The sequence below is a fragment of the Streptococcus sp. 9.1(2021) genome, from assembly GCF_030466425.1.
Classification (GTDB): domain Bacteria; phylum Bacillota; class Bacilli; order Lactobacillales; family Streptococcaceae; genus Streptococcus; species Streptococcus wuxiensis.
In genome coordinates this window covers 91,608-106,169 of the sequence record NZ_JAGQFU010000001.1, presented here as the reverse complement: position 1 = coordinate 106,169, position 14,562 = coordinate 91,608, and the positions used below count along the sequence as shown (strand labels likewise).

The 14,562-nt window shown below is 42.3% G+C and carries 14 protein-coding genes; 5 read left to right on the top strand and 9 right to left on the bottom strand.

Annotated elements, in window-relative coordinates:
* Nucleotides 1-67: 67 nt before the first annotated feature.
* The 5 genes from KBU52_RS00560 (at nt 68) to KBU52_RS00540 (ending at nt 4,098) form a co-directional block, all read left to right on the top strand.
* Entirely contained in the window at nt 68-790 is a 723-nt protein-coding gene (locus tag KBU52_RS00560; protein ID WP_254723966.1) for a metal ABC transporter ATP-binding protein, read from the top strand.
* On the top strand, nt 787-1,635 hold the full coding sequence (locus KBU52_RS00555) for a metal ABC transporter permease (RefSeq protein WP_004251242.1): 849 nt from the start codon (nt 787-789) through the stop codon (nt 1,633-1,635). Before KBU52_RS00560 ends, KBU52_RS00555 begins: the two co-directional genes overlap by 4 nt.
* A gap of 26 nt (nt 1,636-1,661) precedes the next feature.
* Nucleotides 1,662-2,594, top strand: coding sequence for a metal ABC transporter substrate-binding protein (locus KBU52_RS00550; protein WP_036754875.1), 933 nt, complete (start codon nt 1,662-1,664; stop codon nt 2,592-2,594).
* A gap of 120 nt (nt 2,595-2,714) precedes the next feature.
* Nucleotides 2,715-3,209, top strand: a complete 495-nt coding sequence (gene tpx / locus KBU52_RS00545) for a thiol peroxidase (protein WP_000206542.1) — start codon at nt 2,715-2,717, stop codon at nt 3,207-3,209.
* Nucleotides 3,210-3,447: 238 nt separating this feature from the next.
* On the top strand, nt 3,448-4,098 hold the full coding sequence (locus KBU52_RS00540; protein ID WP_254723965.1) for a metal-dependent transcriptional regulator: 651 nt from the start codon (nt 3,448-3,450) through the stop codon (nt 4,096-4,098).
* Between the two features lie 40 nt (nt 4,099-4,138).
* Here KBU52_RS00540 and dtd read toward each other — a convergent pair whose 3' ends face one another.
* The 9 genes from dtd to pnp all read right to left on the bottom strand — a co-directional run bounded on the left by dtd (nt 4,139) and on the right by pnp (nt 14,504).
* Nucleotides 4,139-4,582 (bottom strand): D-aminoacyl-tRNA deacylase, encoded by a 444-nt coding sequence (dtd, locus tag KBU52_RS00535; protein WP_254723964.1) that lies wholly within the window; start codon nt 4,580-4,582, stop codon nt 4,139-4,141.
* A gap of 30 nt (nt 4,583-4,612) precedes the next feature.
* The gene (locus KBU52_RS00530; RefSeq protein ID WP_004251252.1) at nt 4,613-6,829 is read right to left on the bottom strand and encodes a bifunctional (p)ppGpp synthetase/guanosine-3',5'-bis(diphosphate) 3'-pyrophosphohydrolase; all 2,217 of its coding nucleotides are present in this window, start codon (nt 6,827-6,829) and stop codon (nt 4,613-4,615) included.
* A gap of 144 nt (nt 6,830-6,973) precedes the next feature.
* Entirely contained in the window at nt 6,974-8,104 is a 1,131-nt protein-coding gene (locus KBU52_RS00525) for an ABC transporter ATP-binding protein (protein ID WP_004251267.1), read from the bottom strand.
* Nucleotides 8,105-8,215: 111 nt separating this feature from the next.
* A complete protein-coding gene (locus KBU52_RS00520; protein WP_254723963.1) occupies nt 8,216-9,085 on the bottom strand; it encodes a helix-turn-helix domain-containing protein in 870 nt (289 codons plus the stop codon).
* Between the two features lie 2 nt (nt 9,086-9,087).
* Nucleotides 9,088-9,474 carry a Mini-ribonuclease 3 gene (locus tag KBU52_RS00515; protein WP_004251273.1) on the bottom strand — a complete coding sequence of 129 codons (387 nt, stop codon included), beginning with the start codon at nt 9,472-9,474 and terminating at the stop codon, nt 9,088-9,090.
* Complete coding sequence (cysS, locus tag KBU52_RS00510; protein ID WP_254723962.1) at nt 9,467-10,810, bottom strand: cysteine--tRNA ligase; 1,344 nt, start codon at nt 10,808-10,810, stop codon at nt 9,467-9,469. The genes KBU52_RS00515 and cysS overlap by 8 nt, the downstream gene beginning before the upstream one ends.
* Nucleotides 10,811-10,853: 43 nt before the next feature.
* Nucleotides 10,854-11,615, bottom strand: a complete 762-nt coding sequence (locus KBU52_RS00505; protein WP_254723961.1) for a nucleoside phosphorylase — start codon at nt 11,613-11,615, stop codon at nt 10,854-10,856.
* Between the two features lie 34 nt (nt 11,616-11,649).
* Nucleotides 11,650-12,267, bottom strand: coding sequence for a serine O-acetyltransferase (gene cysE / locus KBU52_RS00500; RefSeq protein WP_004251281.1), 618 nt, complete (start codon nt 12,265-12,267; stop codon nt 11,650-11,652).
* 14 nt (nt 12,268-12,281) lie between these two features.
* Complete coding sequence (pnp, locus tag KBU52_RS00495; RefSeq protein WP_254723960.1) at nt 12,282-14,504, bottom strand: polyribonucleotide nucleotidyltransferase; 2,223 nt, start codon at nt 14,502-14,504, stop codon at nt 12,282-12,284.
* Nucleotides 14,505-14,562 lie beyond the last annotated feature (58 nt).

The following is a 14,562-nucleotide window of genomic DNA, read 5'->3' as shown; positions in this document are numbered from 1 at the left end:
TTACCAAAATTAACTTGACTTAAAAATAAAATTAAGGTATATTAAAATCCAGGAGGAATACAACTGTATGATACGTATCGAAAACCTCAGTGTCTCCTACAAAGAAACGTTGGCACTTAAGGATATTTCACTAGTGCTCCAAGGACCAACGATTACCGGAATTATTGGTCCAAACGGCGCCGGGAAATCAACATTATTAAAAGGTATGCTGGGCATTATCCCACATGAAGGACATGCTTTTATCGAAGATAAAGAAATGAAAAAATCTCTTAAGAAAGTTGCCTATGTCGAGCAAAAAATTCATATCGACTACAACTTCCCTATCAAGGTAAAAGAATGTGTCTCTCTGGGACTCTATCCATCCATTCCACTCTTTCACACTTTAAAAGCAAACCACTGGCAAAAGGTGGCTGAAGCACTAGAAATTGTTGGACTTTCTGACTACGCAGATCGTCAGATTAGTCAACTCTCTGGTGGCCAATTCCAGCGTGTCTTGATTGCCCGTTGTCTAGTTCAAGAGGCTGATTATATTCTCTTAGACGAGCCCTTTGTGGGGATTGACTCTGTCAGTGAAGAGATCATCATGAACACGCTGAGAGAACTTAAAAAAGCTGGCAAGACTGTCCTTATCGTTCACCATGACCTCGGCAAGGTTGCCCATTATTTTGACCAGGTACTCCTTCTCAACAAGGAGCTAATTGCCTTTGGTCCAACAAAGGAGACCTTCACCCAAGCCAATCTCAAACAAGCTTATGGTGACCGACTCTTTTTCAATGGAGGTGACCTATGATTGCAGAATTTATAGATGGATTGCAGAACTTCCACTTTCTCCAAAATGCCTTGATTACAGCTGTTGTGATTGGTATTGTTGCTGGAGCGGTCGGATGCTTTATCATTCTCCGTGGTATGTCCCTTATGGGAGATGCTATCTCGCACGCTGTCTTACCTGGTGTAGCTCTTTCTTTTATTTTAGGAATTGACTTCTTTATTGGTGCTATCATCTTTGGACTGCTTGCCTCTGTCATCATCACCTACATCAAGGGGAACTCTATTATCAAGAGTGACACTGCCATTGGGATTACCTTTTCATCTTTATTGGCTCTGGGCATTATCTTGATTAGTGTGGCTAAAAGCTCGACTGACCTCTTCCATATTCTCTTTGGGAATATCTTAGCTGTGCAAGACATAGACATGTATATTACCATCGGTATGGGAGCTCTCATTCTATTGATTATCGGGATTTTCTTCAAGCAACTCTTGATTACATCCTTTGATGAACTCCTAGCCAAAGCTATGGGCATGCCAGTTAATTTCTACCACTATCTACTCATGATACTCTTGACTTTGGTGTCAGTGACTGCTATGCAAAGTGTCGGAACCATCCTTATCGTAGCCATGCTGATTACTCCAGCCGCGACAGCTTATCTTTACGCCAATAGTCTAAAGACCATGATTTTTCTTTCATCAGGCTTGGGAGCTCTAGCTTCTGTCTTGGGACTTTTTATCGGTTATAGCTTTAACCTGGCTGCAGGTTCAAGTATCGTGCTGACATCTGCAAGTTTCTTTCTCATCAGTTTCTTTATCGCACCAAAACAACGTTATCTGAAGCTGAAAAATAAAAAAATCAAACAATAATGAGGGAGCCCCTCTGGAGGAATATAATGAAAAAATTAGGTACATTGCTTGTTCTTTTTCTTGCTATCATTGGATTAGCTGCCTGTGCTAGCGGAAAAAAAGACACAGCATCTACAAACCAAAAACTAAAGGTTGTAGCAACTAACTCTATCATCGCTGATATTACTAAAAATATCGCAGGAGACAAGATTGATCTTCATAGTATCGTGCCTGTAGGACAAGATCCACACGAGTACGAGCCACTACCAGAAGACGTCAAGAAAACTTCGCAAGCCGACTTAATTTTCTACAATGGTATCAACCTTGAAACAGGTGGAAATGCCTGGTTTACAAAATTAGTTGAGAATGCTAAGAAAACTGAAAACAAAGACTACTTTGCAGTTAGTGAAGGCGTTGATGTCATCTACCTAGAAGGGGAAAATGAAAAAGGGAAAGAAGACCCACACGCTTGGCTCAATCTTGAAAATGGGATCATCTATGCTCAAAATATTGCTAAGCAACTCATCGCCAAAGACCCTAGCAACAAGGAATTCTACGAAAAGAATCTCAAAGAATACACTGAAAAACTAGACAAGCTTGACAAGGAAGCCAAAGAGAAATTTAACGCTATTGATGCGGACAAGAAACTCATCGTAACCAGCGAAGGATGCTTCAAATACTTCTCTAAAGCTTACGGTGTCCCAAGTGCTTACATCTGGGAAATCAATACTGAAGAAGAAGGAACACCTGACCAAATCAAGACTTTGGTTGAAAAACTTCGCCAAATGAAAGTTCCATCACTATTTGTTGAATCCAGTGTCGATGATCGTCCAATGAAGACTGTTTCACAAGACACAAACATCCCAATCTATGCTCAAATCTTTACGGACTCAATCGCTGAAGAAGGTAAAGAAGGCGACAGCTACTACAACATGATGAAATACAACCTTGAAAAGATTGCTGAAGGATTGGCAAAATAAACATTTAAAAAACGTCATTCTCCTTGTATTGGCGTTTTTTGTCTAATCAATTTTCGGTCAAACTATTGGAAAAGTCTGAACGTTTAATGTAAAATGAAAGAAAAAAGATTGGAGTAGCTTATGACTACATTCCTCGGAAACCCTGTTACGTTTACAGGAAAACAACTACAAGTAGGAGACAAAGCACTTGATTTCTCTCTCACAACGACTGACCTCTCTAAAAAAACACTGGCTGACTTTGAAGGCAAGAAAAAGATTTTGAGTGTCATCCCTTCTATCGATACAGGCATCTGCTCGCTTCAGACTCGTCGCTTTAACCAAGAATTGGCTAGCTTAGACAACACTGTTGTCCTAACGGTATCTATGGACCTCCCCTTTGCTCAAAAACGCTGGTGTGGGGCTGAAGGAATTGAGAACGCCATCATGCTTTCAGACTACTTCGACCACTCCTTTGGACGAGATTACGCCCTCTTAATCAATGAATGGCATCTGCTTGCACGCGCAGTTTTTGTTCTCGATACCGATAATACCATCCGCTACGTTGAATACGTAGACAATATCAACAGCGAACCAGACTTTGAAGCCGCTATTGCAGCTGCAAAAGAACTCAACTAAGTCAAGCTCTTGTATCAATAGAGAGTGGGACAGAAATCGGTAATTCGTTAGAATTCGATTTCGTTGTCCCACCTCCGCACAGTTGAGTAGGGCTGTAAAAGCTGATGAAATCAGCGTAGTAGAGTCCACTCAACCACTGCGTTTTGCTCGACAATCCAAAGATAATTGAGAGGCTAAGACTTTTGTCCCAGCCTCTTTTTTGGTATACTAGATGAAGATAATAAACAAGGAAATGCGAATGACACCAAATAAAGAAGACTACTTAAAATGTATTTATGAGATTGGCATGGATGTTCCTAAGATTACCAATAAGGAAATTGCTGCTCGAATGCAGGTATCTCCTCCAGCTGTAACTGAAATGATTAAACGCATGCAGTCTGAAAATCTCATCTTAAAAGATAAGAAGAAAGGATACTTGCTAACCGATATTGGGCTAACACTTGTATCAGAACTTTATCGTAAACATCGTCTGATTGAGGTTTTTCTGGTCCACCATCTAGACTATACTAGTGACCAAATTCATGAGGAAGCTGAAGTATTAGAACATACCGTTTCAGACTTTTTTGTAGAGAGATTAGAAAGTATGCTAGGTTTCCCAAAAACTTGCCCTCACGGTGGTACCATTCCTGCTAAAGGAGAGCTTTTGGTTGAAATCAACAACCTACCACTATCAGAAACCAAAGAAGCTGGAACCTATCTCCTGACTCGGGTTCACGATAGTTTTGATCTCCTAAAATATCTGGAAAAACATGCCATCAATATCGGAGACAAACTCCAAGTTCAACAGTTTGATGATTTCTCTAATACCTTTACTTTATTTCACAACAATGAAGAACTCTTGGTAAGTCTAGAAATCGCCAAACAGCTCTATGTTGAAAAGATGAACTAAATACGTCACAAAAAAACCAAGCTAACAAGCTTGGTTTTTCTTATCTATTTTTTGTATCAAGGACGATAGTTACCGGCCCATCATTGACCAGTTCTACCTGCATATCTGCTCCAAAGACACCTGTTTCAACAGGAACCTCTTTGGCTAGTTCTCGATTTAAGTCTCGGTAAAAAGCTTCAGCCATATCAGGTTTAGCGGCGCCTGTAAAGGCTGGACGATTGCCTTTTTTGGTATCTGCAAAAAGAGTAAATTGAGAGATGGAGAGGATTTCTCCTTGGATATCCTTAACAGATAGGTTCATCTTGCCCTCAGCATCTGAGAAAATCCGCATATTGACCAGTTTTCTGACTGCATACTCCAAATCCTCTTGCCGATCCTCAGGTCCAACACCCACTAAGAGCAAGAGTCCTTGTTTGATTTGACCATGAATCTGCCCCTCAATAGAAACCTGAGCTTGCTTGACTCGCTGAACGATGATTTTCATAGAAATCCTTTCTGACTGTATCGATCATACTTAACCATTGGTCCGTTTGACTGAGTAGACTTCTGGTACACTCTTAATCTTATCAACCACCGTTGTCAACATTGAAAGGTTAGAAATTCCAAAGGATACATGGATATTAGCAAATTTCATATCCTTGGTCGGTTGGGCATTAACCGAAGAGATATTCTTAGTTGTGTTTGATAGGACTTGCAAGATATCATTCAAAAGGCCAGAACGGTTGAGTCCATAGATATCGATATGAGCCATATATTCCTTGGTTGAGAATTGGTCTTCCCATTCAACATCTAGCAGACGTTGCTCGTAATTTTCCTGCGAACGAAGGTTCATACAGTCCACACGGTGGATGGCAACTCCGCGACCCTTGGTAATATAACCAACGATATCATCACCTGGAACAGGGTTACAACATTTGGCAATCCGGACCAAGAGTCCAGAAGCACCTTGGATGACAACTCCACCCTCATGCTTCACCTTAAGCGTGTCCTTGTTCTCTACTTTGACTTCGCCCCCCTTGACCAGTTCTTCTGCTTCTGCCTTAGCCTTGGCACGCTCTTCTTCACGACGTTCTTTTTCCGTCAAACGGTTGAAGACGGTAATGGCTCCGATTTCTCCAAAACCAATGGCTGCAAAAAGGGCTTCTTCTGTCTTGTAGCTGGTTTTTTGAAGGACTTCATCCATGTGGCGCTTGTCCATAAATTTATTGGCCACATAGCCGTTTTCTTGGAGCTGACTAATCAGCATTTCACGGCCTTTATTGATGGACAATTCTTTGTCTTGGTTTTTAAAGAATTGACGAATTTTGTTACGGGCCTTGCTGGTCTTAACCATATTGAGCCAGTCACGGCTTGGTCCAAATGAGTTTGGATTGGTGATGATTTCAACCTGGTCCCCTGTTTTCAGCTTGGTTGTCAAAGGAACCATACGACCATTGACCTTGGCACCAGTCGCTTTTTCCCCGATCTTGGTATGAATCTCATAGGCAAAGTCAATCGGTCCAGAATCCTTTGGAAGAGAACGAACCGCCCCATCTGGAGTAAAGACATAAATCTCCTCAGCAAGATAGTTTTCTTTGACCGTATCTACAAATTCCTTGGCATCATCCGCCTGGTCTTGGAGCTCCATCATCTCCTTGATCCAGTTCATCCCAATGGCAGATTCTTTACTATTAACTTGGCCTTTCATTCCTTTTTTGTAGGCCCAGTGAGCCGCAACCCCGTACTCAGCAACCTCGTGCATTTCCTTGGTACGAATCTGGAACTCGATCGGTCCTTTTGGTCCATAAACAGTGGTATGGATAGACTGGTAACCATTGGCCTTACGATTGGCAATATAATCCTTGAAACGGCCTGGCATTGGTTTCCATAGCTCATGAACGTAACCCAACATGGCATAGACATCGCTTTGAGTGTCTAAAATACAGCGAATGGCAATCAGGTCATAGATTTCCTCAAATCGTTTTTTCTTGTCCTGCATTTTACGGTAAATAGAGTAGATATGCTTAGGACGACCATAGATTTTTCCTGTAAGATTGCGCTCAGATGAATACTCCTCAAGTTTTGTCACAACTTCATCGACCAAGGCTTCACGTTCTTGACGCTTCTCCTTCATCATATGAGTTATCTTGTAAAATTCTGTCGGATTGAGGTAACGGAAGGAAAGATCCTCTAGTTCCCACTTAACACTTGAAATCCCCAGACGGTGAGCAAGTGGTGCATAGATTTCCATGGTTTCTCGGGAAATACGCTCTTGCTTGTCCTTACGAAGATGCGTAAGGGTACGCATATTGTGCAGGCGGTCAGAGAGTTTTACCAAGATAACGCGAATATCCTCTGACATGGCCATAAGCATCTTGCGGTGGTTCTCAGCCAACTGCTCTTCGATAGACTTGTATTCGACCTTACCAAGCTTGGTAACACCGTCTACAATCACTCGAACATCATGACCAAACTCGCGCTCTAAATCATCCAAAGTAGCATCTGTGTCTTCTACCACGTCATGCAAAAAACCACAAGCCACTGTGACAGCGTCCAGCTTGAGCTTAGCCAAGATACCTGCTACCTGGATAGGGTGGATAATGTAAGGCTCGCCTGATTTACGATATTGGCCACTGTGGCACTCTACAGCATAAACCAAGGCCTTATGGACAAAAGCCACATCTTCTTTCGATAAATATTTTTGCGTTAAAGCGACGACTTCATCGCCAGAATAAATTACTTCTTTTGGCATGCATACTCTCCAGTTCTTCCTACCATTTTAACACTTTTTAGTCAATAAGAAAACTAGTAAAGTCTCCTTCTATTCGAGTTTCTGAACTTTATAAAAAAACACTACTAGAAAAACTCTAGTAGTGTTGTTTTATTCAAATCTATCTTAGTAAACTGTCTTTTCAGTTTCTACGTCAAAGAAGTGAGCTTTGTTCAAATCAAATCCAAGTTCAACTGTTGCACCTGCTTGCAAGTAGTCACGTGCGTCAACCTTAGCAACGAATTCATCTTTACCAACTTGGCAGTATAGGTGAGATTCTGAACCAAGCAATTCTGATACAGAGATAGTTGCTTTCACAACTGATTCTGGGAATGTTTCAAGGAAAGCAGGTTCTGCGTTCACGTCTTCTGGACGGATACCGAAGATCAATTCTTTACCTTCGTAACCTTTATCGCGAAGAACTTTCAAAGCACCTTCTGGAACTTTCAAGTTAAAGGCGTCACCAACGATGTGGTCACCGATCAATTTAACATTGATGAAGTTCATAGCTGGGCTTCCGATGAATCCTGCTACGAATTTGTTAACTGGGTTTTTGTAAACTTCTTGAGGAGTACCGATTTGTTCAACACGTCCGATAGTACCAGTACCAGCAGGGTTTTTAGTAGCTGACATGATAACGATACGGTCTGCAAGTGTCATCGCTTCTGTTTGGTCGTGAGTTACGTAGATAGTTGTAGCTCCGATACGACGGTGGATTTTAGCGATTTCAGCACGCATAGATACACGAAGTTTTGCATCCAAGTTTGACAAAGGTTCGTCCATCAAGAATACTTTTGCATCACGGACGATCGCACGACCCATGGCAACACGTTGACGTTGACCACCTGAAAGGTCAGCTGGTTTACGATCCAAGAATTCTTTCAATCCAAGAATTTCTGCTGCTTCTTGTACACGTTTGTCGATGTCTTCTTTGCTGTATTTACGCAATTTCAAACCGAAAGCCATGTTATCGTATACAGTCATGTGTGGGTAAAGAGCGTAGTTTTGGAATACCATGGCGATGTCACGGTCTTTTGGAGCTACGTCATTGACAACAACGCCATCGATAGATGCAGTACCTTCTGTGATGTCTTCAAGACCTGCAATCATACGGAGAGTAGTTGATTTACCACATCCTGAAGGTCCTACGAAAACGATAAATTCTTTGTCTTTGATGTCCAAGTTGAAGTCTTCAACTGAATAGTGTTCGCTGTTTGGATATTTTTTGTAAATGTTTTTAAGATTTAATTCTACCATTTCGGTGAACTCCTTTAAATTTGATAGTTTTATTATAAATGAAAACGCTTTACATTTCTATGGCAAGGTGACCAAAAAAATAAAAAAGTTCTGTGCAACTTGCACAAAACTTTAAATAATATCTGGTAAAATCAACTGATAACACAAGGTCAAATCTGTCAATTCTTTCAACTGAAGCCCTGTCAATTCTTCCCATTTATCAATCTTGTATTGGAGAGAATTGCGGTGCAAATACAGTTGTTGTGCTGTTTTAGTTAGGACTGCACTATTTTCCCATAAGGAGAGAATGATTTCCTGAATTTGATCCTGATCCAAAATCATCTGGTGTAGATAATCTTTTATCATTTCGAGATCCACCATTTTTTCCCCCATACTCCAAAGGTAGAGCTGAGAAAAAGTATGGAATCCTTGATGACCTTGACGCCACCAGTTTTTAAACAAGTCACGTTCTGCTTTGATGAGATCTGTCAAACTCTGATTTCCTGTTTGCGACCAGACCTGCCCCAGCATGATGGATAAGCGAACCCCAAAGTCATACTCTACTGCTTCCAAGGTATCTGTTAAGATAGACCGAACAGAAGTGTATTTGTCCTGTTGGAGAACAAAAAGGTAATCCTGAGCTCCCACCTGAAGCACTGTCTCGCAATTAGGAAAGAGAGTTCTCATCATATCCAACCAAGAAGTTAGGTTTTCCTGTTGGTAATAAGAAAGGTGACAATAGACAACTTGTAGCTTTTTAAAACTTTGCGGTGCTTGTCCCTTGCCCTCAATCAAATAACTATACCAAGGATTGAGCGAGATCGTTTGCTCCTGCTGGGTTAAGAGAGCTACCAACTGTTTCTCACGTTCGCTTAGTCCAACTTCCTCCAGTAAAATCCACTGTTGCGAGGAAACTGGTAGCGTAAGAAAACCTTCCTTATCAATTGGCTGATCTACGATTTGAGCTTGTGGAAACCAATCTAGTAATTCTTTTGCAATCATTCCTAGCCCTCCACTTTTTGGATACACCAAGAAATTAAGGTTTCTAGGCGCTCCACATTTTCGGTCATATGAAGATAACCCATGACCGCTTCAAAACCTGTAGACATACGGTAGGTCACTACATCTGCGTTCTTTGCCTTGGTATGGCTATTGGTGTTACGGCCCCGTTTATAGATTTCTTCTTCTTTTTCCGTTAGGACTTCTTCTTCTAACATAAGGGAAATCAAGCGTGCCTGAGCCTTGGCTGATACATACTTGGTTGCCTCTTGGTGGAGTTTATTGGGCTTGGTCATACCTTTTAGGATGAGGTGACGGCGAATATACATTGAATACACCGCATCTCCTTCAAAGGCTAGAGCAATCCCGTTAATGAGATTGACATCAATCACGTGTCCACCTCACTCCATCCTTGGTATCCAGTAGCTTAATCCCTTGAGCAGCCAATTGGTCACGGATTTGGTCAGCTGTCGCAAAATCACGATTGGCACGCGCTTCTTGACGTTTTTGGATCAAGTCTTCAATCTCTTCATCCAAAACTTCCTCGACAAAAACAATACCAAAGACCTCTAACATAGCCGCAAGAGCTTCCTTAACCGCTGCATCATAGTTGCCTGAGTTGACCCACTTGGCCATTTCAAAGACGACTGTGATACCATTTGCTGTATTGAAATCCTCATCCATAGCAGCTACAAACTTATCTTTAAAAGCTTGCAATTCCCCCGCATCTACAGTTCCAGTAAATGGTTGCTCATAAGTGTTCTTCAGATACTTGAGATTGGTCTCAGCATCACGCACAGCCTTTTCCGTAAAGTTGATAGGTTTGCGGTAGTGTTGAGTCGCAAAGAAGAAACGCAATACTTGACCATCGATCGTTTCGAGGGCATCGTGTACCGTAATGAAGTTCCCCAAAGACTTGGACATTTTGACATTGTCAATATTGACAAAACCATTGTGCATCCAGTAGTTAGCAAAGGTCTTACCTGTCTTGGCTTCTGACTGGGCAATTTCGTTGGTGTGGTGTGGAAACTCAAGGTCAGCTCCACCACCGTGAATATCGATAGTATCACCCAAAATCTCCGTTGACATAACCGAACATTCGATATGCCAGCCTGGACGACCAGGACCCCAAGGGCTGTCCCAAGAAATCTCACCTGGTTTGGCTGCTTTCCAAAGGGCAAAGTCCACAGGATTTTCCTTACGACCCGTTTCTTCATCGGTACGACCTGAAGCTCCTAACTCCAAGTCTTCTAAGGTTTTATTGGCTAACTTAGCATAGTTGTGGGATTTTTCCACACGGAAGTAAACATCCCCTTGACTCTCATAAGCATAGCCTTTTTCAATCAAGTCAGAGACAAAGCGGATGATATCAGCCATAAACTCGACTACACGAGGATGACGAGTCGCAGGCTTAACACCAAGAGTCGTCACGTCTTCACGAAAGGCAGCGATGTACTTATCCGCTACTTCTTGAGGTGTGACGCCTTCTTCCTTAGCACGGTTGATAATCTTATCATCCACATCCGTAAAGTTAGAAATATAGGCAACCTCATAGCCACGGTATTCAAAGTAGCGACGAATGGTATCGAAGGCTACTGTCGAACGGGCATTCCCCACGTGAATGTAGTTGTATACAGTTGGCCCACAGACATACATCTTGACCTTGCCGTCCTCAATTGGGACAAAATCTCGCAAATCACGAGACATGGTGTCATAGATTTTAATCACTCACTGACTCCTTTCTGTGTCTTGTTTATCGTAAAGAGTTGTTTCAATCCAACTCTCTAGCAATTACTAATGCTATCTCAAAGAAAGTCATAGCATCTGCTTTTCTTTCTTCGTATCTTGCATCCCACTCATGATTATGATGGTCAACATAATCAGCTGTATAAAAAAATTGATAAACTTTTGCTTGTCGAAATTGTGCCCAAGCCATGATTGCTGAGGCTTCCATATCTACAACAGTCGCACCTGCTGCTAGTCTACGTTTGACCTTATCAGCTGTTTCACGATAGAAAGCATCTGTGGTCCAAGCCTTTGTTCGAATGTGCTCAATATCAGATTTGTTTAAAGCTTCTTCTATGGTTAGGAGTAGAGTTTCATCATAAGCTATCTCATCACTTGCAGGAGCGTAATGGTAACTTGTACCTTCATCACGTAGAGCTGAACTTGGTAGGATAATCTTATCTGCCTGAATAGACTGATCTAAAACTCCGCAAGAACCCAAAACAATAAAGTTCTTAAATCCTCTTGCTTTGAGTTCTTCTAAGAGTCCAACAACCATCGGGGCTCCAATCGTAGCTATAGCAACTGCTACCTTACTCCCATCTTTTTCATAAATATACCATGGAAATCTACCATTTAGATTGGTTAGATAGCCACCTTCGTAAACATCTTCAAACTGCTTTACTCGTTCAACGATTTCTCCATTAAAAGATAAAATAATCGTATCACAGATTTCTCCGCCACCACGAATACTTCGATCAGTTGGCTCGATAACAGCAGGTACATTTTCAAATTCTTCTAATAGCATCGGCCTAACTTCCTAATTAAAGAGTCACTTCTCATTACAAACCAGACGACCTGTGACTGGCTTCTCTAGCATGCTCAAGTTTATTGACGTAATATTCACGTTTTTCTTCGACTTCGTGAATGGTTGGTTCATCCTTTTGCCCGTGAACACGAACAATCTTAGCAGGAATGCCGACAACCGTCACATCACTAGGAACATCTGCCACAACGACCGCAGCGGCACCGACTTTGGCATTTTCACCGATTTCTACAGGTCCGATGACTTGGGCATGAGCAGAAATGAGCGCTCCTTTACGAACAGTCGGATGGCGTTTGCCACTATCCTTACCTGTCCCACCAAGAGTAACCCCATGGTAGAGAAGAACACCTTTTTCAACGATAGCTGTCTCCCCAATCACAAGTCCTGCTCCATGGTCAATAAAGACACCTGATTCGATCTGAGCACCAGGGTGAATCTCTATCTGCGTCCAAAAACGCCAAAACTGGCTGTGCATACGAGCTAAAAGCTTAAAGCCATGTTTCCAGAGAAAATGAGAGAGACGGTGAGCAGCCAAGGCCTTGACACCAGGATAAGTCAGCAAGACTTCCAAGGTAGTGCGAGCCGCTGGATCATTTTCTTTTACGATATCAATGGTTTCACGCCACCATCCCATACATTTCTCCTTTCTTATTCTGAGTCTTTTGGTGTTTCTGTAGTTTCTTTCTTAGGTTTGTGGTCCTTGTGGTGGTGACGAGGACGATCGCCATGACGATGACCTTTTTCCCCTTTTTCTTCTGAACGTTCAGGTTTTGGCGGACGTGGCAAGAGTGCCTTCATAGAAGCATCTACACGACCTTTTTCATCGATCTTAATAACCTTCACATCTACAAAATCACCAATTTGAACTAAATCTTCTACATTATTAGTACGAGTCCAAGCCATTTCAGAAATGTGTACGAGGGCATCTGTCTTGTCAAAGAGGTTGACAAAGGCACCAAATTTCTCGATACGAACAACTTTGGCATGGTAGACTTCGTCCACTTTCGCTTCACGAACCAAACCAGCAATGATTTCTTTAGCACGGTTGATGGCATCTTGGTCGCTAGAGTAGATAGATACGTTACCTTCTTCGTCGATGTCAATCTTAACGCCTGTTTCAGCGATGATCTTATCGATGGTTTCTCCACCTTTACCGATGACAATCTTAATCTTGTCCACATCAATCTTGATAGTATCAATTTTCGGTGCAGTTGGCGCTAATTCTGGACGCACTTCTGGAATAGTAGCTTCGATCACATCAAGGATTTCAAAACGAGCTTTCTTGGCTTGAGCAAGAGCTTCCGTCAAGATTTCTGCAGTAATCCCTTGGATTTTGATATCCATCTGAAGGGCTGTAATACCATCACGAGTACCTGCAACCTTGAAGTCCATATCTCCAAAGTGGTCTTCCAAACCTTGGATATCTGTCAATACTGTATAGTTGTTACCATCTGAGATGAGACCCATAGCAATCCCTGCTACTGGCGCCTTGATTGGCACACCACCAGCCATAAGGGCAAGGGTGCCGGCACAGATAGAGGCTTGAGATGAAGAACCGTTTGATTCCAAGACCTCTGCTACTAGGCGGATAGCGTATGGGAATTCTTCCAAGCTAGGCAATACTTGAGCAAGGGCACGCTCACCGAGAGCACCGTGACCAATTTCACGACGACCAGGCGCACCGTAACGACCTGTTTCCCCTACAGAGTATTGTGGGAAGTTATAGTGGTGCATAAAGCGTTTCTTGTACTCTGGATCCAAACCATCGATGATTTGCGTTTCACCCATTGGCGCCAAAGTCAAGATAGAAAGAGCCTGAGTTTGTCCACGAGTAAAGAGACCTGAACCGTGCACACGGGGAACGAAGTCAACAACCGCATCCAAAGGACGGATTTCATCGACCTTACGACCATCAGGACGAACCTTGTCTTCTGTGATCAAACGGCGCACTTCTGCGTGTTCCATTTGTTCCAAGATTTCAGCTACATCACGCATGATACGGTCAAATTCTTCGTGGTCTGCATATTTTTCTTCGTAAACTGCTGTAACTTGGTCTTTGACTGCTTGAGTTGCAGCTTCACGCGCCAATTTTTCTTCTACTTGGACAGCTTTTTGAAGGTCGCTGTTGTAGGCTGCGATGATTTCAGCTTGCAATTCAGCATCTACATGAAGCAATTCTACTTCTGCTTTTTCTTTACCGACTGCTGCAACGATTTCTTCTTGGAAGGCAATCAATTCTTTAACAGCTTCGTGTCCTTTAAGAAGAGCTTCCAACATGATTTCTTCTGACAATTCTTTGGCACCAGACTCTACCATGTTGATAGCGTGCTTGGTACCAGCTACTGTCAATTCAAGAAGCGATTGCTCTGCTTGTTCTTGAGTTGGGTTGATGATGATCTCACCATCTACATAACCTACTTGTACCCCAGCGATTGGGCCGTCAAATGGAATATCTGAGATAGACAAGGCCAATGATGAACCAAACATGGCTGCCATTGGTGCAGATGCATTTTCATCGTAAGAAAGGACAGTATTGATAACTTGAACTTCATTACGGAAACCTTCCGCAAACATTGGACGGATCGGACGGTCAATCAAACGTGCTGTTAAAGTCGCATCTGTTGAAGGGCGTCCTTCACGCTTCATAAAGCCACCAGGAAACTTCCCAGCTGCGTACATTTTTTCTTCGTAGTTAACTTGGAGTGGGAAGAAATCCCCAGTTGCCATCTTCTTAGACATAACGGCCGCAGTCAAGACAGTTGACTCGCCATAACGCACCACAACAGAGCCATTTGCTTGCTTAGCAACCTGACCAGTCTCTACAATCAACTCACGACCCGCAAAAGTCGTTTGAAACACATGTTTTGTCATTTTAATCCCCTTTGGATTGATAAAATTATACGCCTTGCCTACAAAGATCAAGATATTT

Bases quoted from the DNA above. Each gene is read 5' to 3' on its own strand.
- KBU52_RS00525 (WP_004251267.1), bottom strand. From the start codon at position 8,104: ATGGTAGAATTAAATCTTAAAAACATTTACAAAAAATATCCAAACAGC.
- dtd (WP_254723964.1), bottom strand. From the start codon at position 4,582: ATGAAAATCATCGTTCAGCGAGTCAAGCAAGCTCAGGTTTCTATTGAG.
- pnp (WP_254723960.1), bottom strand. From the start codon at position 14,504: ATGACAAAACATGTGTTTCAAACGACTTTTGCGGGTCGTGAGTTGATT.
- KBU52_RS00560 (WP_254723966.1), top strand. From the start codon at position 68: ATGATACGTATCGAAAACCTCAGTGTCTCCTACAAAGAAACGTTGGCA.
- tpx (WP_000206542.1), top strand. From the start codon at position 2,715: ATGACTACATTCCTCGGAAACCCTGTTACGTTTACAGGAAAACAACTA.
- KBU52_RS00555 (WP_004251242.1), top strand. From the start codon at position 787: ATGATTGCAGAATTTATAGATGGATTGCAGAACTTCCACTTTCTCCAA.
- KBU52_RS00530 (WP_004251252.1), bottom strand. From the start codon at position 6,829: ATGCCAAAAGAAGTAATTTATTCTGGCGATGAAGTCGTCGCTTTAACG.
- KBU52_RS00540 (WP_254723965.1), top strand. From the start codon at position 3,448: ATGACACCAAATAAAGAAGACTACTTAAAATGTATTTATGAGATTGGC.
- KBU52_RS00550 (WP_036754875.1), top strand. From the start codon at position 1,662: ATGAAAAAATTAGGTACATTGCTTGTTCTTTTTCTTGCTATCATTGGA.
- KBU52_RS00520 (WP_254723963.1), bottom strand. From the start codon at position 9,085: ATGATTGCAAAAGAATTACTAGATTGGTTTCCACAAGCTCAAATCGTA.
- KBU52_RS00505 (WP_254723961.1), bottom strand. From the start codon at position 11,615: ATGCTATTAGAAGAATTTGAAAATGTACCTGCTGTTATCGAGCCAACT.
- cysE (WP_004251281.1), bottom strand. From the start codon at position 12,267: ATGGGATGGTGGCGTGAAACCATTGATATCGTAAAAGAAAATGATCCA.